Annotated in this window: 20 protein-coding genes and 1 pseudogene; 8 read left to right on the forward strand and 13 right to left on the reverse strand. The window is 73.3% G+C overall.

The window, feature by feature from the left end; all coding sequences use genetic code 11:
* Positions 1-53: 53 nt before the first annotated feature.
* Both ABT015_RS11835 and ABT015_RS11840 read right to left on the reverse strand, forming a co-directional pair.
* On the reverse strand, positions 54-1,091 hold the full coding sequence (locus ABT015_RS11835; protein WP_350878625.1) for an NAD-dependent epimerase/dehydratase family protein: 1,038 nt from the start codon (positions 1,089-1,091) through the stop codon (positions 54-56).
* A 172-nt stretch (positions 1,092-1,263) separates the two neighbouring features.
* Complete coding sequence (locus tag ABT015_RS11840; protein WP_350878627.1) at positions 1,264-3,402, reverse strand: tetratricopeptide repeat protein; 2,139 nt, start codon at positions 3,400-3,402, stop codon at positions 1,264-1,266.
* 982 nt (positions 3,403-4,384) lie between these two features.
* On the opposite strand from ABT015_RS11840, the gene ABT015_RS11845 reads away from it, so the two are divergent.
* The gene (locus tag ABT015_RS11845) at positions 4,385-4,588 is read left to right on the forward strand and encodes a cold-shock protein (RefSeq protein WP_184941582.1); all 204 of its coding nucleotides are present in this window, start codon (positions 4,385-4,387) and stop codon (positions 4,586-4,588) included.
* A gap of 261 nt (positions 4,589-4,849) precedes the next feature.
* A pseudogene (locus ABT015_RS11850) lies at positions 4,850-5,014 on the forward strand (methyltransferase); the annotation flags it as partial.
* 331 nt (positions 5,015-5,345) lie between these two features.
* Here ABT015_RS11850 and ABT015_RS11860 read toward each other — a convergent pair.
* Positions 5,346-6,608 carry a beta-ketoacyl-[acyl-carrier-protein] synthase family protein gene (locus tag ABT015_RS11860; protein ID WP_350878628.1) on the reverse strand — a complete coding sequence of 421 codons (1,263 nt, stop codon included), beginning with the start codon at positions 6,606-6,608 and terminating at the stop codon, positions 5,346-5,348.
* 66 nt (positions 6,609-6,674) lie between these two features.
* Here ABT015_RS11860 and ABT015_RS11865 point away from each other — a divergent pair, with 66 nt between their 5' ends.
* Positions 6,675-7,292, forward strand: a complete 618-nt coding sequence (locus ABT015_RS11865) for a TetR/AcrR family transcriptional regulator (protein ID WP_350878629.1) — start codon at positions 6,675-6,677, stop codon at positions 7,290-7,292.
* 601 nt (positions 7,293-7,893) lie between these two features.
* On the forward strand, positions 7,894-8,643 hold the full coding sequence (locus ABT015_RS11870; RefSeq protein WP_350878630.1) for a hypothetical protein: 750 nt from the start codon (positions 7,894-7,896) through the stop codon (positions 8,641-8,643).
* An 88-nt stretch (positions 8,644-8,731) separates the two neighbouring features.
* Here ABT015_RS11870 and ABT015_RS11875 read toward each other — a convergent pair whose 3' ends face one another.
* The 3 genes from ABT015_RS11875 to ABT015_RS11885 form a co-directional block, all read right to left on the reverse strand.
* Positions 8,732-9,508: a helix-turn-helix transcriptional regulator gene (locus ABT015_RS11875; protein ID WP_350878631.1), complete on the reverse strand. Its 777-nt coding sequence runs from the start codon at positions 9,506-9,508 to the stop codon at positions 8,732-8,734.
* Between the two features lie 28 nt (positions 9,509-9,536).
* Positions 9,537-11,330 (reverse strand): amidohydrolase, encoded by a 1,794-nt coding sequence (locus ABT015_RS11880; RefSeq protein WP_350878632.1) that lies wholly within the window; start codon positions 11,328-11,330, stop codon positions 9,537-9,539.
* 178 nt (positions 11,331-11,508) lie between these two features.
* Complete coding sequence (locus ABT015_RS11885; protein WP_350878634.1) at positions 11,509-12,783, reverse strand: hypothetical protein; 1,275 nt, start codon at positions 12,781-12,783, stop codon at positions 11,509-11,511.
* Between the two features lie 315 nt (positions 12,784-13,098).
* Between ABT015_RS11885 and ABT015_RS11890 the strand changes: the two genes are divergently transcribed.
* Both ABT015_RS11890 and ABT015_RS11895 read left to right on the forward strand, forming a co-directional pair.
* Entirely contained in the window at positions 13,099-13,614 is a 516-nt protein-coding gene (locus ABT015_RS11890) for an AAA family ATPase (protein ID WP_350878635.1), read from the forward strand.
* Positions 13,615-13,834: 220 nt separating this feature from the next.
* The gene (locus tag ABT015_RS11895) at positions 13,835-14,563 is read left to right on the forward strand and encodes a hypothetical protein (RefSeq protein ID WP_350878637.1); all 729 of its coding nucleotides are present in this window, start codon (positions 13,835-13,837) and stop codon (positions 14,561-14,563) included.
* Positions 14,564-14,709: 146 nt separating this feature from the next.
* Here the strand turns inward: ABT015_RS11895 and ABT015_RS11900 are convergent, their stop codons facing one another.
* Together ABT015_RS11900 and ABT015_RS11905 are read right to left on the reverse strand one after the other, a co-directional pair.
* Positions 14,710-15,264: a hypothetical protein gene (locus tag ABT015_RS11900; protein WP_350878638.1), complete on the reverse strand. Its 555-nt coding sequence runs from the start codon at positions 15,262-15,264 to the stop codon at positions 14,710-14,712.
* 263 nt (positions 15,265-15,527) lie between these two features.
* The gene (locus ABT015_RS11905) at positions 15,528-16,148 is read right to left on the reverse strand and encodes a TetR/AcrR family transcriptional regulator (RefSeq protein WP_350878639.1); all 621 of its coding nucleotides are present in this window, start codon (positions 16,146-16,148) and stop codon (positions 15,528-15,530) included.
* A gap of 93 nt (positions 16,149-16,241) precedes the next feature.
* On the opposite strand from ABT015_RS11905, the gene ABT015_RS11910 reads away from it, so the two are divergent.
* Together ABT015_RS11910 and ABT015_RS11915 are read left to right on the forward strand one after the other, a co-directional pair.
* The gene (locus tag ABT015_RS11910; RefSeq protein WP_350878640.1) at positions 16,242-17,924 is read left to right on the forward strand and encodes an FAD-dependent monooxygenase; all 1,683 of its coding nucleotides are present in this window, start codon (positions 16,242-16,244) and stop codon (positions 17,922-17,924) included.
* Between the two features lie 501 nt (positions 17,925-18,425).
* Positions 18,426-19,160 (forward strand): DUF4232 domain-containing protein, encoded by a 735-nt coding sequence (locus ABT015_RS11915; RefSeq protein WP_350878641.1) that lies wholly within the window; start codon positions 18,426-18,428, stop codon positions 19,158-19,160.
* Here ABT015_RS11915 and ABT015_RS11920 read toward each other — a convergent pair.
* Genes ABT015_RS11920 through ABT015_RS11940 form a run of 5 tightly spaced genes read right to left on the reverse strand, consistent with a single transcriptional unit; the run spans position 19,132 to position 21,876 of the window.
* A complete protein-coding gene (locus ABT015_RS11920; RefSeq protein ID WP_350878643.1) occupies positions 19,132-19,638 on the reverse strand; it encodes a lasso peptide biosynthesis B2 protein in 507 nt (168 codons plus the stop codon). The genes ABT015_RS11915 and ABT015_RS11920 overlap by 29 nt on opposite strands.
* Positions 19,635-19,892 (reverse strand): lasso peptide biosynthesis PqqD family chaperone, encoded by a 258-nt coding sequence (locus ABT015_RS11925; RefSeq protein WP_350878644.1) that lies wholly within the window; start codon positions 19,890-19,892, stop codon positions 19,635-19,637. Before ABT015_RS11925 ends, ABT015_RS11920 begins: the two co-directional genes overlap by 4 nt.
* Positions 19,893-20,360: an asparagine synthase-related protein gene (locus tag ABT015_RS11930; protein WP_350878645.1), complete on the reverse strand. Its 468-nt coding sequence runs from the start codon at positions 20,358-20,360 to the stop codon at positions 19,893-19,895.
* The gene (locus tag ABT015_RS11935) at positions 20,324-21,724 is read right to left on the reverse strand and encodes an asparagine synthase-related protein (protein ID WP_350878646.1); all 1,401 of its coding nucleotides are present in this window, start codon (positions 21,722-21,724) and stop codon (positions 20,324-20,326) included. Before ABT015_RS11935 ends, ABT015_RS11930 begins: the two co-directional genes overlap by 37 nt.
* A gap of 11 nt (positions 21,725-21,735) precedes the next feature.
* Positions 21,736-21,876 (reverse strand): lasso RiPP family leader peptide-containing protein, encoded by a 141-nt coding sequence (locus ABT015_RS11940; protein WP_350878647.1) that lies wholly within the window; start codon positions 21,874-21,876, stop codon positions 21,736-21,738.
* Positions 21,877-22,116: the final 240 nt, after the last annotated feature.

The raw sequence follows: 22,116 nt of genomic DNA on the forward strand, positions 1-22,116 counted from the left end.
ACCGGGTGCCCGTTCTCGAGTTCGCCGTCAGAGTTCGCCGTCAGGGTCCGCCGTCAGAGTTCGCCCGCCAGGATCCGGCGCTCCTTCTGCGGATCGATGCCGAGCACGTCGCCCTGTAGGCCCTGGGTGTAGGGCTCCTCGCGCGGGCCGCGTTCCTGCAGCCAGGCCCAGGTGTCATGCACCGTTTCGGCGAGCGGGCGACAGCGCAGCCCGGCCGCCGCGGCTGCCCGGGAGTCCGCCCGCCAGCTCGCGCCGGCGCTCCCGTTGTCATCGAACTCCGGGTACCAGAGTGGGAGTTCGCTCCACGGCCGGACGCCGGCCGCGCGCAGCCGCTGGTCCTCAACCCAGACGAGTTCGGCGTTCGAACCGCTGGCCGCCGCACAGGCCGTGAGCAGTTCGCCGTAGGTGCTCGACCCCGGCAGCGAGGTGGTCACGAACCGGCCGCCGACGCCGCGTTCCCCCAGGTCCAGCCCGAAGGCGGCAAAGTCCCGGGCATCGACCAGTTGGATCGGCAGATCCGGCCTGCCGGGGGCCAGCACGCGCCCGCCGCGCGCCGTCCGCTCCAACCACCAGGGCAGCCGCCCGATGCTCTCGTGCGGGCCGATCAGCAGACCGCAGTTGAGGACGGTCGATCGATCGGCGCCGAACTGTTCGAGCACCGCCCGCTCGCAGCCCGCCTTGAGCGCGGTGCCGAACGGCAGGCCGGGCGGCGAGTCGGCCGGGCAGTCGTGCAGCGGCGAGCCCTCGTCGACCGGCCGGTCGGGCCATCGGGCGAAGGCGTGGACCGAGGAGACGAAGGCGTAGTGGCTCGCGTGCTCGCGCAGCAACCGGGCCGAGGTGGCGACGGCGTGCGGCTGCTGGCCGCTGGTGTCGATCACCGCCTCCCAGGCCCGGTCGGGGCCCGGCGCCCGCTCGACCAACGCGGCCAGGTCACCGGCATTGTGGCGGTCGCCGCGCACCGTCACGGTGCCCGGCAGGTCGGGTCCGGAACGGCCTCGGTTGAACACGGTGACCTCGTGGCCCCGGGCCAGGGCCTCCGTGACGAAGGCGCGGCCGAGGAACACCGACCCGCCGAGAACGAGGATTCGCATGTGACGATCGTGCCCCGGAGGCCGTGCCGCAGAACCGTGCGGCACCCGGCGGGTTCTCCCGGTCCCGCTGAGTGACCGAGGCCCGGACCGGACCGGACCGTAGCCGTGGCAGCGGCGGTGACGCGTGCCGTGTCCGTGGGCGAACTCGTCGCCGCACTGCGGGGGGCGGTGGTCAGCGGCAGGGGGAATCGCTTGGGGGCGGTCCGGGGGCCGGGAGAGGAGAGCCCGGCGCGGGCGAGGTGCAGGAGGCCAGTTCCCGGAGCAGTTCGGCGCGCAGTTCGAGGTCCGGGCCGGGGTCGGCGGCGAGTGCGCGGGTGAAGTCCTCGGCGGCGGCGGCCCGGTTGCCGAGCCCGCGGTGGGCCAGCCCCCGGTTGTAGAGGGCGACGGGATCGGGGTCCAGGGCGATGGCGCGGTCCAGATCGGCGATGGCACCGGGGGTGTCGCCGCGTTTGAAGCGGATCGTCGCGCGGTTGGCCCAGGCGGTCGGCAGGTCGGGGGCGTGCTCGACGGCCCGGGTGAGCAGGGCCTCGGCCTCGGGGAGCCGGCCGCGTTCGGACTCGACCAGACCGAGCACGCAGAGCAGGTGCGGCTGGCCGGGCGACCGGCCCAGGCCCGCGTGTGCGTCGCGTTCGGCGAGGTCGAGTTCACCGTCGTCCAGGTACAGGCCGGCCCGGTTGACCAGTGCGTCGAGGTGGCCGGGGTCAATGCGCAGGGTCCGGTCCAGGTCGGCCAGGGCCGCCTCCGGCCGGCCCAGGTCGGTGTGGGTCTCGGCGCGGTTGTAGTACGCCTCGGGGAGATGCGGGCCGAGGCGGATCGCGGTGTCGTAGTCGGCGATCGCGTCGTCCGGCCGTCCGGTGGCCCGGTGGAGGGCGGCCCGGTCGACGTAGTACTCCGCGTTCTGCGGGTCCTGCGCGATCACCGTGTCGAGGTCGGCGAGCGCCCGGGCCGGATCGCCCAGCGCGAGGTGCAGCTGGGCCCGGTTGTGCACCAGCCGGGCGCGGTCCTGGGGGCGTTCGCCGGGTGCCAGGGTCTCGGCGAGCTTCGCGATACCGTCCTCGACCGTCCGCAGCGCCGCCGGGTGGTCGCCGGCACGGCTGTCCAGCAGGGCCAGGCCCTGGCGGTGGAAGACGGTGGTGACGGTGCGTTCGCGCGGGTCGTCGAGCTGTCCGGCGAGGGTGAGGGCGCGGTCCAGCCAGGTGCGGGCGACCGTGAGGTCCCGGGCGGGCGACGGCAGGTGGCGGGCGTGGAGCATGGCGGTGGAGTAGGCCGCGGACAGGTGGATCCTCGGCTCGTCGGTGACCTGCCGGGCGTGGTCGTAGAGCGCGAGCGCCTCGGCCGGGCGGTCCAGGGCGGTCAGAGCGGTGGCCAGCATGGTGGTGAAGGCCCACCAGTTCCGCGTGTCCCCCGCCGGGGTGACCAGCGGCAGGCCGCGCCCGGCGAGCCGGACGGCGTGCTCGTAGAAGCCGCTGTGCAGGGCCAGGCCGAGCGCGGTGCGCAGCGCTTCGACGCCGTCGGTGGCCGGGCGGGTGCCGCGCTCGCGGTGGTAGGGGATCGCGCCCAGCTGCCAGGACCACTCGCCGGTCGCGGCCAGTTCGTCGGCGCGCTCGTCGTGCCAGGCGGGGTCGTGGACCGCGGTCGGGTCGTGGTGCGCGGTGGGATCGTGGACCGCGGTCGGGTCGTGGTGCGCGGTGGGATCGTGGACCGCGGTCGGGTCGTGGACCGCGGTGGGATCGTGGACCGCGGTGACGTGCTCGGTGGCCGGTCGGGGCGGGCCGGTGGTGAGGGGCCGGGAGTACTCGGCGACGGCCTCCTTGAGCGCGGCGGGCAGCGAGGCGCCGCCGACGTACAGCCTCAGCCGAGACGGGTCGACGCGTCGTAGCAGGGTGTCGACGAGTTCGACGGTGGTGGCGTCCGCCTGGTCCACCCGGTCGAGCACGACGGCGGCCGGCGACCGGAGCCCCTCCGACCAGGCTGCGACGAACTCGGCTATCCCGTAGGCGAGATAGCGGGTGCGCCGGGCCGGATGGAACCTGATCTGGACGTCCGCGGCGTCCAGGGCCGTGACCGCCTCGGTGGCCCACGGCATCGTCGGCTTCAAGTCCCTCACTGCGCAGATGAGTTCGACCTGATGCCGGACCACCAGCGGGGATTGCCCCTGGTCGAGGACGAGACGGCGGACGAATTCGCCGACCCCGCCGTAGGGTCCGCGCTGCCAGACCCGGCAGTCGAAGGAGCCCAGGAGCCCGTCGGCTCCGGCGGCCGCCGCGCACCGGTCCCGGGGCAGCGGTGCTTCCAGCCAGACGTGCCGCATGCTCGACTCATCCCCTTCTCGTGTCGACGGGTCCTTCCCGTGTCGACGGGCCCGTGCGGGCCGTCGCTCCGGGACCTCGGCTGACCGGTGGCGCGCCAGGGCACTCCGAGCGCCCTGGCGCACCACCGGTGTCAGTGGTGCGCCGGAGTTACCAGCACCACTCCAACCAGAGCCGGCGGGCGTTGCCGGTCAGTGCGACGGTGCCGGACTTACGGGTCGTCATCTTCCGCATGTCTGTCTCCTTCGGTGCGTGTGGGGGCGGTCGGCCGGGACTCGCGGCGACCACCGCCAATGGTGGTGATAATTCGCATGAACTGTCAAGGAATTGGGGACTCCGCTAATCAAAGAGCGGTTCTGCCGGCGGCGCCAGTCGAGGTCGGGGCTGTCGATCCGGACCGCGAACACCCGGGTCCCGACGGCGGTGAGGCGCACGTCGTACGCCTTGTCCATGCTGGCCTGGAACAGGTGGGGGCAGGCCGCGACCGCCCCGGTGATCTTCTGCGGCCTCACCTCGGACACCCAGGCCTGCGCGGCTCGGCCGTCCTCTCCCCGGTACGGACCGTTCCACAGCGGCTTGTAGACGGCGCCGACCCCCCAGTGGGCCCGGGCCAGGCAGAACGCCGCGTCCTGCCCCGCCATCCCGGCCGGGGCCCGTACGTGGAGGGGCTGCGGTACCAGACGGATCGGACGCGGCCGAGGTCGAGGGCCCGGGTGGCGGTGGTCAGGGTGCCGCGCTGTCCGTCCCCCGCGACGGGCGGCCACCGAGGCCGGTCAGTCCGTTGAACGGGGACGCGCCGGGAAACCGCTCCCCCTCGCCGGCCCGGGCGAGCGGCTGCATGATCTCTGCTGTCGTGGGTACGGTCTGAGTAAGCAGTCGTGGATCCGAAGTGCAGCAACACCAGCAGTCGGAGGACCAGGGCGATCACCTCAACCCCAGGGGTACGCACCAGCGCGTATCCCGTCCCCGACCAGGGAGCAGCACATGGCCACCGGCACCGTGAAGTGGTTCAACGCCGAAAAGGGCTTCGGTTTCATCGAGCAGGACGGCGGCGGCGCCGACGTCTTCGCCCACTACTCCAACATCGACGCGCAGGGCTTCCGTGAGCTCCAGGAGGGCCAGAAGGTGACCTTCGACGTCACCCAGGGCCAGAAGGGCCCCCAGGCCGAGCACATCCGCCCCGCCTGACTTTCTCAGCACGACGCCCCGTACCGGCCTGGTGCGGGGCGTTCGTCATGCTCGGATGACCGTACTCCGACATCACCGCCGGCGACCGCACGCCGTCATCGTCGTCGGCGGCGGCGGCGGCACGCAACGGGTGATGCCGGTCCTCGCATACGCGGCCACGCACGGCCACGATCCGCGCGGTCGGGGCCAGGGCCGCGCGGGAGCGTAGGCGTGCCCGCGCCAGGCTCGACGGCGTCGTCCAGGTGCGCGAGGGCCTGCCTGGCGGCGCGGACCCTGCCGCTGCTGGCGAAGGAGATGCAGGAGGAGGGCCAGGAGCCGTTCGATCTGGTCTTCATCGACGCCGACAAGCCGTCCGATCCGGAGTACCCGGAGTGGGCCCTGCGGCTGACCCGGCCGGGCAGCCTGATCGTCGGCGACAACGTGGTCCACAGCTTGCGGTTGTCGCACGTGACCCGTTTGGCCCAGTTGCGTTGATATCACTGTGCCCGCCCCTGCTGCTTGCAGGCCAGGCCCCCGGCCGGGGAAGAGGGGCGGGCCGCTCATCCGTGACCGTCACGCTGCCAGGATGTCCGGACCACGTCGGCTGGCGTCGTGCTCGGCTGATGGTGTTCGCCGTGTCGCCGGGGCCGGTTCACCCGCTTCGGCGCCGTTGCTCGGGAAATCCCCAGCTCTGCGGTGACATGCGCGATCGGACGAGTCCTTCGACGTTCGATCAATCGGTGGCGGCCCTCTAACGGACAGTGGTGGGCCCGCGTGGTCATGGTGTCGTCAAGGCCGTACGGGACGTTCGGGGTTGTGCGCGGGTGACGATGAGTGAGACGTTCTGTCCGCCGAAACCGAATGAATTGCTGAGCACGGCCTCCTGGGGGACATCTCGTCGCGCTGTGACGACATCGAGATCGATGTCGGGTCCGACACCGGCCTCGGTGAGGTTGCGGGTCGGCGGGATGACGCCGTGCTCCACGCTGAGGACGGCGATGAGCGCCTCGATCGCACCGGCCGCGCCGAAGAGATGACCGAGTGCCGCCTTGGGGGCTGTCACGGTGGCGCGGCCGAAGACCTCCCTGATCGCGCGTGCCTCGGCGATGTCGCCGGCCGGAGTCCCGGTGGCGTGGGCGTTGAGGTGGCTGATCTGTTCGGGAGTCAAACCGGCTTGGGTGAGGGCCTTGCGCATGGCGGCGACCTGGCCGGAGCCGTCGGGGGCGGGTGCCGTGATGTGGTGGGCGTCGGCGGCGATGCCGGCTCCTGCGAGTACGGCGTGGACGTGTGCGTGTCGGCGACCGGCGTGCTCGGCGCTTTCGAGTACCAGGACGGCGGCGCCTTCGCTGAGGACGAATCCGCTGCGGTCCGCGGCGAAGGGGCGGGAGGCTGAGGCGGGGTCGGCGGTGTGCCGTGAGAGTGCTTGTGCCTGGGCGAAGCCGGCGACGGTGATCGGGGTGATCGCGGCCTCGGTGCCGCCCGCGATGACCACGTCGGCTTCGCCGGCGCGGATGAGTCTGGCCCCCAGGGCGATCGCCTCGGCGCCGGAGGAGCATGCCGAGACAGGGGTGTAGGCCCCGGCCCGTGCGCCGTATTCGATGCTGATCAGCGCCGCTGCCGCGTTGGGCATGAGCATCGGTACCGTGCGTGGCGAGACGCGCCGCGTCCCGGCCGTCTCCAGTACGTCGTCTTCCTTCAGCAGTGTCCGTACGCCCCCGATGCCCGTGCCGATCGCTGACGCGAGCCGGTCCTGGTCCACCTGCGGGGCGCCGGCGTCGGCCCAGGCTTCGGCCGCTGCGATGAAGGCTGCCTGCTGCGAGCGGTCGAGCCGCCTGGCCTGCACCGGCGGCAGCGACTCGGCGGGGTCGATCGCCATCGTTCCTGCGGCGGCGTCGGGAAGGCCGGTGTCCTCGTGGCCGCGCAGGGCGCCGCCGCGGATGCCCGACCGGCCGGCGAGCAGGGCTTTCCAGGTGGACTCCACGTCTGCGCCGAGTGGGGTGATCGCGCCGAGTCCGGTGATGACGACTTCGGTCCTGTGCATGCCCTTCAACCTTTCTTGTATGCGATACAAGCGAACGGTCCAAGTTGTATCACATACAATTAGGGTGTGGAGAAGAAGCGAACCGAAGCCCGACCAACGCCGGCCCGGTCGCGTGACCGCGGTCGCGCGACGAGACGCCAGCTGATCGAGGCAACCGCACGGCTGTGCAAGGAGCGGCCCGGGGCCGAGGTGAGCGTCGCGGAGATCGCGAACGCGGCAGGCGCCTTCCCCAACCAGGTCACCTACTACTTCGGCTCCAAGGACTCGCTGCTCGTGCACGCCGCCTTTCTCGGCTTGCTGCACGACGCCCGACGGATCGAGCGCATCGGCCGCCAGGCCCCCGATGCGACGACCTTTCGGCGCAACATCGCCCGCGCCGTCCTGGCCATGCCCTCGCTCCCGTCGGTCGCGCGGGCACTCGCCGCCGGGATCTCCAAGCCCGAGCTCTCCCCCGTCGTCGACCGGCACCTCCAGTTGCTGTTCCGGCAATCCGAGCGCTTCGTGAGCCAGCTCATCGACGGTCGCGGCTGGAGCGTCCGTCGACCGCTCGACGTGGAAGCCAGGACGTTCTGGAGCACCGCGCTCGGCGCAGTGCTGCTCGTCCGCGCCGGGGCACACGGCACCGTCGCCGACCTCGACCTCGCCGGAGCACTGACCATCCACGACGAACCCGAGCACGGCTAGCCCAGTCGAACGGGCCTGTGGCGACGGCGTACGCGGTTCCCTCGCGAAGCCGGCCTTGTCGTTGTCGGCATGTTCGCCGTCGCCGACGAACTCCGGTGCGGCTGGAGCAAGGCGTCAAGAACGTGACCTCAAGGGCGGGTTGCCTGGATCGCCGTACGGGCCGGGCCAGGGATGTCCGGTGGTCCAGAGGCTGCGGTCGTCGTCGGCCGGGACGGTGAGGCCGGTGGTGTCGTACAGGGCGTCGATGGCCTTGGTGACGGCGCCATCGCTTGTCGGTGGTGAGAAGGAGGCCGCGGCCAGCGCGGTGTCACGAACGGTGGCGTCGGTGGTGGGGCCGGCACGCCGAGACCGGGATGCACGCCCTGCGCTGCGAGCCTTGCCGTTCGCTGCCGCCACGAGGACGACGGGCGGATCCTCGCCGACCCGGCCGGCCGGCTTGGCACCGCGGTCGGCTGGAGACGGGGCTTCGACCAGGTGTGGTCCGGCCTGGGCGGCCGAGCGGAGAGATCGTGGGGCGGGCCGCAACCGGAAGCCGTGCGGCGGCGTCCACCCGGATACGGACGGTCACCCAACCGCCGTACTCATGGGGGGATTTCCACATATGCCGATCAATGACGCCGTACCTGTACCACCGCCGCACGGCACCCTGTCGCCCTGCCCCGGCTGCGGGCTGACCGACCAGGTCCGCAGCGTGCCGGCGGTCCACATGAGCGAGCGGCGCAACGTCGCCGTGCGCAGCTCCGGCAGCGACGGCCGCACCGAGACCCGCGAGGAGGTCTCCGTCCTCGGCCGGGCCCTGGCGCCCGCGCCGCCGAAGACCAGCACCGCGATCCAGGCGCTGGCGGCTCTCGGCTTCGTGGCGCTGGTCGGGGCGGTCTTCACGTTCATCCAGGGCACCATGGCGCGCGACGCGCCCGTCCACCAGGGGCCCGATTTCTCGCCGCCGGACTGGGTGACCAAGCACCCGGGGTTCCCGAACGACTTCCCCACCGACCTCCCGGGCTACCTTCCGAAGGCCGCTCCGGCTTCCCCGGCCACTCACGTGGCGGCCCCGCTCGCCGACGCGAACGACGCCCTGGTCCCGCTCTGGGGGTCGTACCTGATCCTGGCCGCCGCGATCGCCCTGCTGGCGGGCGCGACCGCGCTGTTCCTCAGCCGGCGGCGGCGTCTGGCGGGCCGGCCGCAGGCCGAGCGGCTCTGGAACCAGGCCTGGTACTGCGCCCGGTGCGGCACCGCGCACTTCCCGCCCACCGCCGGGCAGGGCGCCCGGGCGCTCGTCCTCGCGGACTTCCGCAAGGCGGTCTGGACGGCCGGCGGTTACGGCGACCTCGCCGAGCAGTACCGGCCGTAGGCACACGTCCGCCCGGCCGGGGCGGGCAGGGCCGGGGCGGGCGTGTGCCTACGGGGCGGGTGAGGCGGTTCGTGCCGGTGGGTCCGGGTCAGCGGGCGGGGCCGATGCCCCAGGCGGCGGCCCGGGCGGCCGCGGCCGCGCGGTTGGGCACGTCGAGTTTGGCGAGGATGTGCTCGATGTGGGTTCCGACGGTGCGGGGCGTGATGTGCAGGCGCCCGGCGATCTGCCGGTTGGTGCGGCCGGCGGTCAGTTCGGCCAGCACCTGGAGTTCGCGCGGCGAGAGCCCGCCGGGCCGGGGTGCGTTCGCGGCCGGGCCGGACGCGGCGAACGCCTCGGGCGGCGGGCCTGCGTGGGCGGTGACGGCGGCGGCGAGGGCCTCGGTGAGGAGGGTGACCACGGCGCGCGCCGGATCGGGCGCGCGCCGAGGCCGGCGGGTGCTGACGTTCAGCATGCCGACGTACCGGCCGTCGGCGGCGAAGAGGCACTGGGCCACGCCGTCCTCGATGCCGAGGGGACGCAGCACCTCCCGGAAGCCCGGGGATGCCGCCAGGAGTTGCCCGGGAACGTCCCCGAGCCACAGGGCGCCCCGGGCCGGCCTGCGGAGCACCGGGAACACCGGGTCGCGGTGCAGACGGGTCTCGATGTAGGCCGTGGCGTCGTCCGGGTAGCTCCCGGCCAGGGTGGTGTGGCGCCGGCGCAGCGGATCCCACCCGGTCAGGGAGGCGTGGTCGTACTCCACCACCTCCGACAGCGCCGCCAGGACCGCGTCGACGCCGCCCGCACCGCTCGTGGCGCTCCTGGCGGCCTCGCGCACGCGCAGGGCCGCCTCCAGGATGTCCGCACCGCCGCGCCGTGTTGCCATCATCCAAGGATGATCATGTGCCCGGGTCGCGTCAATCGCGCAGGGTGTCGTGCACGATCCGCCCGTCCACGACGGTCAGGACGACGGGCATCGCCGGGATGTCGTGGGCATCGGCGGCGAGCAGGTCCCCGTCCAGCACACAGAGGTCGGCGACCTTGCCCACCTCCAGGGAGCCCTTCCAGTCGTCGGCGAAGTCCTGCCAGGCCGCGTCGATGGTGTAGGTGCGGATCGCCTCGGCCAGGCCGATGCGCTGCTCGGGACCGCTGACCCGGCCGTCGGCCTTCGACTCGCGCAGCACCATGGTCGCCACGCCCTGGCGCCAGTCCGGGAACGTGACCGGGGCGTCCGACCCGCTCGCGACCCGCACCCCGGCGTCGATGGCGTCCCGGTAGGGCCAGGCGTAGGCGGCCCGCTCGGCGCCGACGAAGTCCTCCTCCATGTCGGCGACGGTCCACTTGATGGTGGGGTTCATGTTGACGCCGAAGCCGTGCGCGGCCAGCGTCTTCATGCTGTACGCGGTGAGGAAGTCGCCGTGGATGACGTAGTGGCGGGCGTCGGGCCGCGGGTGCTCGGCCATGGCCGCGGCGAAGGCGTCCGCGACGGTGTCGATGGCCCGGTCACCGGTGACGTGGACGCCCAACTGGTGCCCGGCGGCGTGGGCGTGGCGGATGATGGCGGCGATCTCGGCGCTGCGCTCGGTGTCGCTGCGGCCGCCGACGCACAGCGAACCGCAGCCGCCACCGACGTACGGCTCGTGCATCCAGGCCGTCTTGTTGGGCACGACACCGTCGGCGAAGACCTTGACGCCGTGGATCGCGAGGCGGCGTGGATCGGCGCCCATGGGGGCGGCGGGTTCGAGGGGTTCGCCGGACCCGCCTGACCCACCGGACCCGCCGGGTTCGCAGGGCTCGCCGGGTTCGCAGGGTTCGCCGAGGGCCGTGAGCACGGCGAGGCCGCGGGTGAACTCCTCGGTGGTACTGGCCATTCCGGTGGGCAGGAGCAGGACGCCGACGCGGGCGGTCAGTTCACCGTCGGCCAGCAGCCGGCGGTAGACGTCGAGGGTCTCCGTGCCGAGCGCGCCCCGCATGATGCCGTCGCCGCCGGGGCCGAGCCCGGGCTCGGTGTAACTGGTCACGCCGAGCCGGGCGAGCGTGGCGAGGGCCGACCTGACCGCGTCGGTCCGTTCCTGTCGGCTGAGCGCCGGCAGCGCGTTCTGGACGAGGTCCTGGGCGCCCTCGTGGAGCAGTCCGGTGGGCTCCCCCGCCTCGTCCACGACGATGGCCCCGCCGGGCGGCGCGGCGGTGTGCCGGTCGATCCCGATCAGCTCCAGCGCCTTGGAGTTGACCCAGGTGGCGTGCCCGGAGAAGGAGTACAGGACGACCGGGTGGTCCGGGCTCACGGCGTCGAGGTCGCGCCGCGAGGGCATCCGCGCCGGATCGGCGACGCACTCGTCGAGGTAGCCGGTGTCCCAGCCGTGCCCCGTGATCCACTGCCCGCCCGGGGCTCGGCCGACGGCCTCCCGCACCGCCTCGGCCACGTCCGCGAGAGAGGACACGGTGGGGTGGCCGAGGTGGAGGGAGAGCGGCGGCGACGCCATGCCGAAGGCACATCCGTGCAGATGCGAGTCGTTGATACCGGGAAGCAGCGTCGCCCTCCGCAGATCGACGACCCGGGTGCCCGGTCCGATGAGCGGTGCGACGTCGTCGCGCCCGCCGACGGCACTGATGAGCCCGCCGGTCACCGCCAGGGCCGAGGCGACGGAGAACTCCGCGTCGACCGTGACCACCTGCCCGTCGAGAAACACCAGGTCCGCATACGTGTGCACAGAATGGCCCCTTTCGAAGACCGGGCGCATCACGGCCGCCCGGGAATGCTCTCCCGAGGACTATGTCCGCGCACCCGCCCCTCGCACATCGGTCATCCCACCGATACGCGCTCCCCCGGTAGCGGGGTGACGCCCCACCGCGGTCGGGTCAGGTCAGGACGGCACCGGGCCGTGCAAGCTACATGGTCCAGCGCATGGTCAACGGCTTGCCGTAGCCCGCGAGGCCTCGAAGGAGGAGTTCACCCAGGACGATTCCGCTGTCGGTGACGAAGAGCGGCATGGCGTACGGGAAGTCCTTCGACCACTCGGGAAGCGCGATGACGGACCCGTCGGGGTTCCAGCGCCGCGCGCGGAGCTGGGCGCGGGCCGGCCAAGGGTCGCTGGTGTACCCGACGATGACGCCCTGGTCGTTGATACCGGTGGCGACGCTCGTGAGCGTGGTCGGCGCGAGCGGCAGAGGCGTGCCGTCGACGGCCCAGCGCGCTGCCTGTCCTCCCACGCCGCCCACCACCGTGCCCGCGTTGTTCACGGCCGTCGCCTGGCTGCCCGCCCCCAGGTCGGAGACGGCGCCGGCGGCGTTCCAGACGAGGGCGTGGTCCACGCTCGGCTCACCGCCCGGCCGGCCGGCCCCGATCACGACACCGGAGTCGGTGATGCGGGCCGCGCTGCTGGTCACGTAGCCCGCCGGCACGTCGAGCGCGGTGACGGTCCCATCGGGGCTCCACGCCACCGCCCGACGGGAGGCGGGACCGCCGGCCGGGTACGAGTAGCCGACCGCCGTACCCGAGCTGTTGACGGCGACGGCCTCGCTCTCGGTGTCACCCGGCAACGGCGGCAGGACGACGGGTGCACCGCTCGCCGGCCACGCGACGGCGTGTTTCGCGGCCGCCGCGCCCGCCGTGCCCGCCGTGCCCGCCTCGCCCGCCTCGCCCGCCTCGCCCGCCTCGCCCGCCTCGCCCCAGGAGGACCCCACCGCGGTGCCGTTGTCACCGATCGCGGCAGGGGCCGCCGTCGTGTCGCCGGGCAGCGGAGGCATTTCGGTCGGCGTGGACGGGGAAGCCCATCGCACCGCGTGCTGCCGGCCCCCGACCTGTGCGGTGGAAGTCCCCACCACGGTACGGGCGTTGTTGATCCCGACCGGACTGCCGCCGGCATCCCCCGGCAGCAGCGCGAGTGATTCGGTCGACCAGTCCGCCCTCCAGAGGAGCATGTACGTCCTGATGTTCTCGCCACGGGTGAGGTCCCCCACGATGACGAAGGAGACGCTGTCCCCGTTGCCGTTGGCGGCCTTGAGCTCACTGGAGTAGGTGCCGGGCTCGATGGGCGGCGACCCCACCGAGATACCCCCGGGGTAGGGGTTGGCGACCGCAGCCGGTGCCGAACCCACGGCCAGGGCCGCGGCCGTGGCGGCGGCGACGGCCGCCGCGACTGTGCGAGAGGTGCGCTTGCTCATGGGATGTGCAGCTCCTGTCTCTCGTTGACGTCACGGAGGCACCGCCGAGCCGATGGCACGCCGCTTCCCCGCCCCCGTGCCGCGCACCAGTCTCCGTCAGCCCGGCCGGGAGGCGCAGCCCGATCGGCGATTTGCCCCCGACCGGTTCGTCGCCGGATCGACGCGAACTCGCCGACAGAACACGGGTGTTGCGGCACCGAAGGGCGGCGCGCCCGGCCGGATCCTGGGGGACGAAGGGCAGGTGTCCCGCTATGGTCGGCTGGGCACTCGGGATCCGGGGTGCCGGTCATCGACGGAAGCGGGGCCGGAATCGTCATGGTCAGGTCTGTGGTGCGGTTGATCACCGGGGCACCGGGGGCGGGCAAGTCGACACTTCTGGGCCGACTGCGGGAACGGTCCGTCACGGTGGTCGACTTCGACGAACTGCCCGACGACGACGGCCGGTTGCTCGGTATCGACATCACCTCCCCGGACGCGTCCGGCAGCTGGCCCGACTACAACCGCCTGTGGGTGCGGATCGCAGGCATGCTCGCGCGGGGAGGCGGACCCGTCCTGGTGTCCTGCCCCCTCACCCCGGCCGAGTGGGAGGCTGCCGCGGCCGATGTGCCGGACGCCCCGGAGGTCGTCTGGGCACGGCTGGACTGCGCGGACCACGACCGCCGCGCGCGTTTGGCCGCCCGCGGCTGGAGCGCGGAGCAGGTCGAGGAAGCCCTCCGGGACGCCGACGAACTGCGCGAACTCGTCCCCACGGCCTTCACCAGCTCCGGCCGCGCCCCGGTGGAGGTCGCCGAGGACGTCCTGCGGTGGATCACCGACTCGGCCAACACCTGACCTGGCGACGATCGGAGCCGGCTCCCCTTCCCCGGACGGGTCGACCACGGCGACCGGCACCAGTGGACCCCTCCCGGCGGCCGGCCGTCGGGTGTTGGGGTTGGGGTTCGGGTTGGGGTTCGGGTTGGGGTTGGGTTGACGAGATCGTTCGTACTCGGGAGCATGTGTCGCCGCGTGCGTGCGCGGGTGTGTGCAGACCGGATTCGTGGGGTGTGGGGTCATGAGGTTCGTGGTGTCCGAGCGGTGCGTGGGAAGGATCGGGCTGGCCGTCGGCGCGGCACTGGTGTTGGCGGCCTGCGCGGCAGGCGGGGGCGACGGAGGGTCGGCCGGTTGGTCGAGTGCCGGCGGGCCGGCGCACGGCCCGGCCCCCACCGAGGCGGTCGACTCCGTCAACTCCGTCGACTCCGTTGACTCCGCCAGGGCCGTCAGGGCCGTCAGGGCCGCGTTCGGCGGGGCTGTCGGGACCGAGGACCTCACCGGGTTCGGCGCTGCGGCCGGCCCGGTGGCCGTGGTTCGGCAGGCCGGTGCGCCCGCCACCACCCTCTCGATCACGGAGGGCGAGGTCGGCGAGGTGGGTCCGCACGGGACGATCACCTACCCCTCGGTGACCAGCTGCCTGGTCGTCACCGTCTACCTGCGGGACGGCGGCAAGGTCGGCGGCCATGTCAGCCTGTTCCAGGTCCCGGGGAAGTACTACTCGGACGAGGTCCTGCCGGCCATCAGGCGTGCCGTCGGTAGCCGACGGGTGGCGGCCGTCGACGTCAGCGGGGCCGTCGGGGCCTGGAACCCCTCGTACCTTCGGAAGGCCATCGAGCGGTACACCGACGGGTCGGTCCCCGAGCCGACGGGCGACGCGAAGGGGATCGGTGACGTCGTGGCCAAGATCCTGGGCCGGCAGGCCAAGGAGGTCACCGTCCGGGACGTGCCGGACGGCGACATCATCAGGTGAGCACCGCGGCGACGGCCCGGCCCCGTACGCGAGGGGAATGACCACCGCCCGCGCGCCATGGCCTCCGAGGAGAACGAGCCGACGGGGCACCGGCCACCGGGGCGCGGGCCCGGCCTCCGGCGGCACGGGGCACCCGCCGGCCCCATTCAGAGGACCAGTTCGACAAGGCCTGCGAGCAAGCTGACGGCGATACCCAGGACCGCCACGGTCGTGAGCCCGATGAGGAGGCCGACCAGCAGGGTCATGAACTCCGGGGCCTGGCCACGCCGGACTCCGACCAGCAGCCAGCCCGCCGGCACCGCGCCCATGACAAGGACCATGCCCGCGCCGATGCCGTACTTCACGGCGGGCGCCGACGACGGCTCGTAGGCCACTCCCCGCACCAGCCGCACCGCAAGCCGGGTGCCGGCCCGGTGCTTGCCGTTCGTGCCGTTCACCACGATCGGGCGGGCCTCGTCCGCGGAGGCGCCGGCCGGCGTGAACCGTCCCTGGCAGTCGGTGCCGTCGCTGTTGCCCTCGCTGTCGGACACCTCGTAACAGCGATCCACCAGCACCACGCCGTCCGGCGGGCCCAGCCCCATGGCCGCGCCCATCCGCTCCGCGCTCAGCCACCAGGCCAGCCACACTGCCCCGGTCAGGAGCACCACCACCAGCATCCCCGCCACCACACGCACCGCCACCCGCGCCGCCACACCCCACACGCCGCCTCCCGTAGTTGCCGTACGAGCCGCACGAGCCGCGCCCGTGGTGCAGGGTCTGCCCGACCGCCGGGACCGGCGCGGCCAACTGAGGATGTCAGCAAGGCAGTTGGCGCGCAATGCCTCGCCCGGGCCCGGCGGCACCCGATGCCGGTGAGCGGCGCGGTGCCGGACGGGCGCGCCCGTGCACGCGTGGTGGCGGTGGCGGTGCCGGCGTGCTGGCGGTGCCGGCGCGACGGAGGTCGCGGCCCAGTCCGCTCCTCTCCTCAGCTCGGCGCGGGCGCCGCACCGTCGAGGACGAGGTCGATGATCCTCCGGCTCGCCTGTTCCGGGTCCAGTCGGTCGGTGCTGCCCGATGCCATGCGGGCGAGGAGGGGGGAGACGAGGAGTTCGGAGACCAGGTCGAGGTCGATGTCGGGGCGGATCTCTCCTCGCTCCACGCCGCGCCGCAGGACCTGGTTCATGGCGCTGCGGCGGGGAGTGACGATCTCCTCGAAGTAACGGCTGTGCAGCCGCGGAAAGGTTGCGGCCTCGGCGTTGAGAGCGCGCAGCATGCTGCTGGCCCGTTCGTCGACGACGCGCTCGGCCAGGGCCTGGAGAAGGACCGCGAGGTCGGCGCGGGTGTCGGCGCGGGCGTCCGCGCCAGCCGGCAGGGGCCGCGGTTCGTTGATCGCCTCCAGCACGTCTAGGTAGAGCTCGTCCTTGGTCTTCCAGCGCCGGTAGACGCTGTTGCGCGAGACCCCGGCCTGCTTGGCGATGGTCACCAGCGACAGGCCGGTGAGGGTGGCGCCCGAGGCGACCATGCCGAGGACCGCCTCGATGATGGCCGTGTCGGTGGCGGGGTCGCGCTGCCGGCCGCCGCGGCGGCCGGGGAGTTCCGTGGTCACGCCGGTAACGATACAGCCCTGTTGCGCTAGAGGGTCGGCAGCTGGCAATAATGGAACAGAGCTGTTCTGTTTCCTTTGGAGGGGTCCATGTCCATGCCCGGTCCCATCGCTCCCGCCACCAAGGCCGGCAGCCAGCCCGCTGCCGCCCCGACGCCACCGCCCGCACGCGTCCCCGTCCTGATCGTGGGCGGCAGCATCGTCGGGGCGTCGGCCGCCCTGTTCCTCGCGGCCCGGGGCATCACCCCCGTCCTCGTCGAGAAGCACTCCGCGGTCTCGACCAGGCTGCGCGCCAAGCTGTTCTATCCGCGAACAATGGAGGCCTACCGCTCGGTCGGGGCCGACCAGGACGTCTACGCCGTCCAGCACGGACTCCCACCGGCCGACCACGCCGCGGTGGTCGCCTCGCTCAACGGCCCCGAGCTGCGGCGCTGGCGGCTACCGGCCGCGGCGGACTTCAGCCGCCTCTCGCCCTGCCCCAGCGCCTTCGTCAAACAGGCCGACCTGGAGGAGGTCGTCCGCGCTCACGCCCTTGCGGCCGGCGCCGACCTGCGCCTCGGCCACCGCCTTCTCGAACTGCGCCACCACGACGACCACACCCTGGCCCGGATCCGCGGCGCCGACGGCGCCACCTACACCATCGCCGCCGACTACCTGCTGGCCGCGGACGGGAACGGCAGCGGCGTCCGCGAGCATCTGGGCATCGGCCGCAGCGGCACCGAGGTGGTCGCGCACGTCATGGAGATCGGCTTCGAAGCCGACCTGCGCCAGGTGCTCGACGGCCGCCGGCTCGCCCTGGCCTTCACCGGCCCGCCCGAGCACGCGTTCCTGAGCTGGAACACGGCACAGGACCGCGGGACGGTGTCGGTGACCTACGACCCCGACACCACGGATCCAGCCGCGTTCGACGTCCAGCGCTGCCGCGCCATCGTCTCGCGCGCGCTCGGCCTGGCGCCGTCGCACGTCACGCTCACCGGACACCGGCCCTGGCAGATGGGCGGCTGGCTGGCCGACTCCTACCGCGCCGGCCGCGTCTTCCTGCTCGGCGACGCGGCCCACGTCACCCCGCCGACTGGCGGATTCGGCGCCAACGCCGGCATCCAGGACGCCTGGAACCTCACCACCAAACTCGTCTCGGTCCTGCGCGGCCACGCCGACGCGCGGCTGCTGGACGACTACGAAACCGAGCGCCGCGCAGTGGGCCGGATCACCGTGGACCAGGCACTCCTGCGCGCCCGCGACCGCGCCTGGGCCCCGATCGAGGACCGCCCGCTGCTCAGCGAGGCGGCCGTGGCCATCGGCTACCGCTACCCCATGCCCGGCGACGACCCGGCCGCCGCCCTCCCGGCGGCCGACGAGCCGGAACGCTGGCACGGCGAGCCCGGCACCCGGCTGCCGCACCTGCCCCTCCCCGGCGCGGACCGGCCCCGCTCCACGCTCGACCTGGTCCGCGACGGCCGCTACCTGGTTCTCGCCGGACCCGAAGGACACCCCTGGATCCGGGCCGCACGCGAGCTGGATCCGCACAACGCCTTCCTCGACACGGCACTCCTGCCCCGCCGGAACACCCCGGCAACGGAACGGCCCGCCGACACCTGCGGCACCGGCGACCACGGCGCCCTGCTGGTCCGCCCCGACCACGTGATCGCCTGGCGCACCGCCCACGCCGCCCCGGACCCCGTCACGGTCCTCGCCACCGCCACGCGACGGGCGTTGGGTGGATTTGTTCACAAAAGAATCGGTTCTGGTCCAGCTCCTGGAGCTCCTGTGGAGCGGTGACGCTCCGTAGGTTCTCGGGCAGTCGCCGACCAGCGGGGTCCAGCCCGGATTGCCGAACTTCGCCGAGCCCAGCGTGGAACCCGAGTTGTCGCCTTCGTAGAAGGTCTGCGGGGACGGGTGGTACACGCCGGCCTTCGTGGCCCGGGTCTGGACGTCGTCGACGATGTTCTTGTAGCGCAGGGCCTTGTACTCGCTGTTGGGGTGCGAGTCGAGGGTGCCGTTGATGGAGGCGCCGGTGACGTGCTTCACCGGGGTAGACCCGAAGGAGTAGTACGAGAAGGTGGTGTGGGCCGCCAGGCCGGCATCAAGGCCGCCCAGCACGGCTGGCTCTGACCGGCCCGAGGTGCGCCGTGTCAACCCGCAGCTCCCCGATGGATTGTCACAGTCCGGTCCTCGCGATGTCCTGGTGATTGTGACGCCGTGCGTGCCACCAAAAGTCGCTGACCGACCGTCATGGTGGGTGTCCGGCAGGCCAGCACGCACCGCCATCGAGGAGCCACCATGTCCGTCCGCCGCCGTCGCCCGCTGCTCGTCACCACCGTCCTCGCCGTCGGCGCCGGACTCGTCCTGACCGCCTGCGGGCCCGACAACGCCGACCAGGCCGCCGGCCCGAAGACCTCCTCCACCACCGCGGCCGTCACGCCCGCCCCCACGGGCGCGGCCCCCGCGGCGGGGTCACCGACCGCACCCGCCACCGCGGGCGCGTCACACGCCCCCACGAGCGCACCCCACACGTCGTCCGCCTCCACCAGCACCCGGCCCAGCGCCGGCAACGCCCCCACCGACGCCACCCCCTGCGACATCGGCAACCTCTCCATCCACGTCACCACCCGCCCCGGAGCACCCGGCCAACGCGTCATCGACGTCCAGAACACCGGCGCCAAGGCCTGCAGCCTCAGCTCCTCCCCCGGCGTCAACCTCGGCAACTCCACCGCCCGCGACCAGAGCAACAACATCCGGCCCGTACTCGCCAGCGGCACCCTGCGCTTCCCCGTCCCCGCAGGCCAGAACGCCTACGTCGTCATCGACCTCAACCCCACCAGCGCCACCACCGGCACCACCCCCGACATCAACGAGATCAACGTCCTCGCCGACCAGGACGACACCAACATGCCCCTCGCCGCCACCCACAACTTCCCGCTCACCCCCGACACCCGCGTCCTCAACCCCCACATGGGCAACTACCGCGCCACCATCGCCGAGGCCGTCACCTCCATGGCAGCCGCCGGCAAGTAACCCCGGCACCACCACCATGGGGGTGCCCGTCGCTCACGGGCCCGGTCGGTGTTCCGGTGCGACGGTGTTCCGGTGCGACGGTGATCAGCGGGTGGAAGTGGGCGAGTTCGGCGGGCTCGTCGACGGGTTCGCCGTCGGCCTCGATCCACGCGTGGGCGCGGAACGGGGCGGTTCGAACGCCCGTGCGCCAGGTCGGCCAGGTACCGCGCGCGCGGCACAACAGCGCTGCGGCGATCGAGCGTTGGAGACACCCCTGGCCGGCGCAGCGCATGCTGAGGGCCACCACGGCCTGCCGGGCGGCCAGCGCCTCGGCCCGAGCGGCGGGGCGGGCACCGCGCCGCAGTGCGCTCAACAGCCGACGGATCCGGGCCGGCGGGAGCCGTTCGACCAGCCGCGCCGCGCCGATCGCCGCGAGCACGACCGGCCGCAGGTGCCAGCGCGGCCGGCCCACGTGGTCGGCGTGCGCGTGCAGGCTCATCCGGTGACCAGCCCGGCGGTGCGCAGGCTCTCGTGCAGCCGGTCGACGTCGGAACGTGCCCGGGCCGCCGTCACCGGGAACCGGCCACCGAGGTCGGCGGCGATCTCGTCGGCGGTCCGACCCTCCAGCAGGGACCGCAGGATGAGCAGCCCGGTGCGGTTCAACTGGAAGTAGCGGCCGGAGCGTTCGTCCAGGACGACGGCGCCGTCGTCGGTCGCGGTGAGCGTCACGTCGGGGCGCAACCGAGTGGCCATTCAGGCTCCTTGGGCGGTGGTCGGGGAAGCGGGGTGGGGGCTCGTCCCGTGGGCGCGCAGCCAGTGCTCGCAGGCGAGCGTCGCGTCCAGGGCCGCGTAGGAGGTGCCGGGCGGGTACAGCCCGAGGCAGGCCTGCCGGAGGGCGTCGGGGTCGACGAGTCCGGCGCGGGCCAGAGCGCTGTCGTCGATGAGCGCGGCGAGTTCGGCGCGGTGGCGGGCGAGCCCCTGGTGGGTGTCCGGGCTGAAGTCGCCCTTGCCGGTACGCCGGAGGAGGTCGGCCGGCACGTCGGGCGCGACGGCCGCGGTGAGCAGCGGCTTGTACGCGAAGGGCGTTCCGCGGGTGGCGGGGTCGGCCGCCAGGCAGGCGTCCAGGACCTGGTCGTCCAGGAAGGGCACGCTGTACGGCGTTCCCGCGCGGGCGGTGGCGTCGATCAGCTGCCGCATGGCCGCCGCGCTGTGCCGGACCATGCGCAGCGCCTGGTGCTGGGAGTGCTCCGGCGCCAGCGGTTCGGAGCCCTGGGCGGCCCGCAGCTGGTCGCGCACCAGTTCGGCGGTTTGGCGGTGGCCCAGGGCGGCAGCCGGGGTGCCAGCCCCCAGCCGAGCAGTTGGGTGGTGCGCGGCGGGTCGGGGTGGGTGAGGCGGTCGGCGGCGCGGGCGAGCCAGGCCGGGTACGGCCGGGGGTCGGTGAGGGCGCTCAGGGCGTCGGACAGCGTCCAGCGCAGACGGGCCCGGTGTCCGCGCAGGTGGCGGGCGGCGGTGGCCGGGTGCCGTGGCAGGACGGTGCGCAGGTAGGCCGGCAGGGCCTGCAGCACCTCGTCGCCGCCCTCGCCGCTGATCCGCAGCCGGGCGCCGTGCGTCGCGAGCAGCCGGGCGACGGCTTCGTCGCGGGCCCTGGTCCGGGTCCAGGCGAACGGTTCGTCGCCCTGCGGTCCGGGTGTGTCGATGTCCGCGAACATCGCGGGGATGTCCTCGGCCGGCAGCACGAGTCGCCGGCCGGGCAGGTGGCGCGCGGCTCGCTGCGCCCAGGCGGCGTCCTCGTGGTGGGGGTCGACGGAGCCGATGGTGACGGTGAGCAGTTCGGCCGGGCCGGTGGCGGCCAGGAAGCACAGGGGTGTGGAGTCCAGCCCGCCGGAGAGGTCGGCGGCGATCAGCCCGCCGTCCCTGGTCCGGGTGTCGACGGCCCGGTGCAGGGCCTGGCCGAGCACCGTCGCGGCGTCGGGCGGGGTTCGCCGCGGGGCGGGCGGGTGCCAGTGGGCGAGGGTGCGGGCGGGGCGCCCGGGGGCGAGCACGGCCGCGTGGTTCGGCGGCACGGCGGTGACTCCCGGCCACAGGGGCAGCGCGTCGACGGGGTGCGGCAGCGGGTCGGCGAGCCTGAGGGCGAGCCGGTCGCGGGACGGGCTGAGGCCGGCCGCGGCGGCCAGGACGTCAGCCCGGTCGGACAGCACGGGGACGCCGTCGACCTCGGCCAGGTGGAGACGGCGCAGTCCGGACAGCGAGCCGCGCGCGGCCACGGTGCCGTACACGGTGGCAAGGAGGTGGAAGCTGCCCGCGAGGTCGCCCCCGAGGGCGAGCACGTCCCGCGGGTCGCGAACGCGTTCGGCGTGGCGGCGCAGGCGGTGCGGGTCGGCGTCGGAGGTGCCGAACACGGCCAGCGCGACCGGTCCGGCCTGGACGGTGACCGGCTCGTCGCCCGGCCAGTGGCCGAGGATCCAGGGACGCCCGCTGGGGTGGTGCAGGGCACGGCACTCGGCCGTGCCCCGCACCGCGGCCGTCGCGGCCCCGGCTTCGGTGTCCGGAAGGACCACGAACCAGGTCCGCGGGTGACCGCTCATCGACCGGTTCCTCAGGGGGCGAGGTAGTAGCCGTGGACATCGGACTGGTTGCCGATGTCGAAGCCCCGGGTGAGGTCCGCGAAGTCGCCGAGTTCGATCAGCATCGGGGGCTCGTACACGTCCAGCGTCGGGGGCTCGTACACGTCGGTCATGACGATGTCCTCTCGTTCACAAGGAATGGGACGCGATCACCGGCCGGTCGAGTACAACTCTTCTCTGCCGACTCCCCGATGGACAAGCGGTGCCGGAGGCTTCGGCCGGAACCTGACGGTCCTCCACCTGGGGGGCCGGTGCCGCTCCCGGGGCTGCCGCGCACGTGGGTGCCGGTCCGCGCGCACGGAGGGCGGAGGGGCTGGATCCGGCCAGTGGGGAAGGCGGGAGAACGGCTGGCC

The sequence above is a fragment of the Kitasatospora sp. NPDC094016 genome (assembly GCF_040304045.1).
Classification (GTDB): domain Bacteria; phylum Actinomycetota; class Actinomycetes; order Streptomycetales; family Streptomycetaceae; genus Kitasatospora.

What these genes read in the sequence shown, in the direction of transcription:
- ABT015_RS11885 (WP_350878634.1), bottom strand. Translation starts at nt 12,783, where the DNA reads ATGAGCAAGCGCACCTCTCGCACAGTCGCGGCGGCCGTCGCCGCCGCC.
- ABT015_RS11875 (WP_350878631.1), bottom strand. Translation starts at nt 9,508, where the DNA reads ATGATGGCAACACGGCGCGGCGGTGCGGACATCCTGGAGGCGGCCCTG.
- ABT015_RS11925 (WP_350878644.1), bottom strand. Translation starts at nt 19,892, where the DNA reads ATGGCCACTCGGTTGCGCCCCGACGTGACGCTCACCGCGACCGACGAC.
- ABT015_RS11915 (WP_350878641.1), top strand. Translation starts at nt 18,426, where the DNA reads ATGTCCGTCCGCCGCCGTCGCCCGCTGCTCGTCACCACCGTCCTCGCC.
- ABT015_RS11920 (WP_350878643.1), bottom strand. Translation starts at nt 19,638, where the DNA reads ATGAGCCTGCACGCGCACGCCGACCACGTGGGCCGGCCGCGCTGGCAC.
- ABT015_RS11870 (WP_350878630.1), top strand. Translation starts at nt 7,894, where the DNA reads ATGCCGATCAATGACGCCGTACCTGTACCACCGCCGCACGGCACCCTG.
- ABT015_RS11940 (WP_350878647.1), bottom strand. Translation starts at nt 21,876, where the DNA reads ATGACCGACGTGTACGAGCCCCCGACGCTGGACGTGTACGAGCCCCCG.
- ABT015_RS11895 (WP_350878637.1), top strand. Translation starts at nt 13,835, where the DNA reads ATGAGGTTCGTGGTGTCCGAGCGGTGCGTGGGAAGGATCGGGCTGGCC.
- ABT015_RS11840 (WP_350878627.1), bottom strand. Translation starts at nt 3,402, where the DNA reads ATGCGGCACGTCTGGCTGGAAGCACCGCTGCCCCGGGACCGGTGCGCG.
- ABT015_RS11890 (WP_350878635.1), top strand. Translation starts at nt 13,099, where the DNA reads ATGGTCAGGTCTGTGGTGCGGTTGATCACCGGGGCACCGGGGGCGGGC.
- ABT015_RS11935 (WP_350878646.1), bottom strand. Translation starts at nt 21,724, where the DNA reads ATGAGCGGTCACCCGCGGACCTGGTTCGTGGTCCTTCCGGACACCGAA.
- ABT015_RS11930 (WP_350878645.1), bottom strand. Translation starts at nt 20,360, where the DNA reads ATGGTCCGGCACAGCGCGGCGGCCATGCGGCAGCTGATCGACGCCACC.
- ABT015_RS11835 (WP_350878625.1), bottom strand. Translation starts at nt 1,091, where the DNA reads ATGCGAATCCTCGTTCTCGGCGGGTCGGTGTTCCTCGGCCGCGCCTTC.
- ABT015_RS11845 (WP_184941582.1), top strand. Translation starts at nt 4,385, where the DNA reads ATGGCCACCGGCACCGTGAAGTGGTTCAACGCCGAAAAGGGCTTCGGT.
- ABT015_RS11910 (WP_350878640.1), top strand. Translation starts at nt 16,242, where the DNA reads ATGCCCGGTCCCATCGCTCCCGCCACCAAGGCCGGCAGCCAGCCCGCT.
- ABT015_RS11860 (WP_350878628.1), bottom strand. Translation starts at nt 6,608, where the DNA reads ATGCACAGGACCGAAGTCGTCATCACCGGACTCGGCGCGATCACCCCA.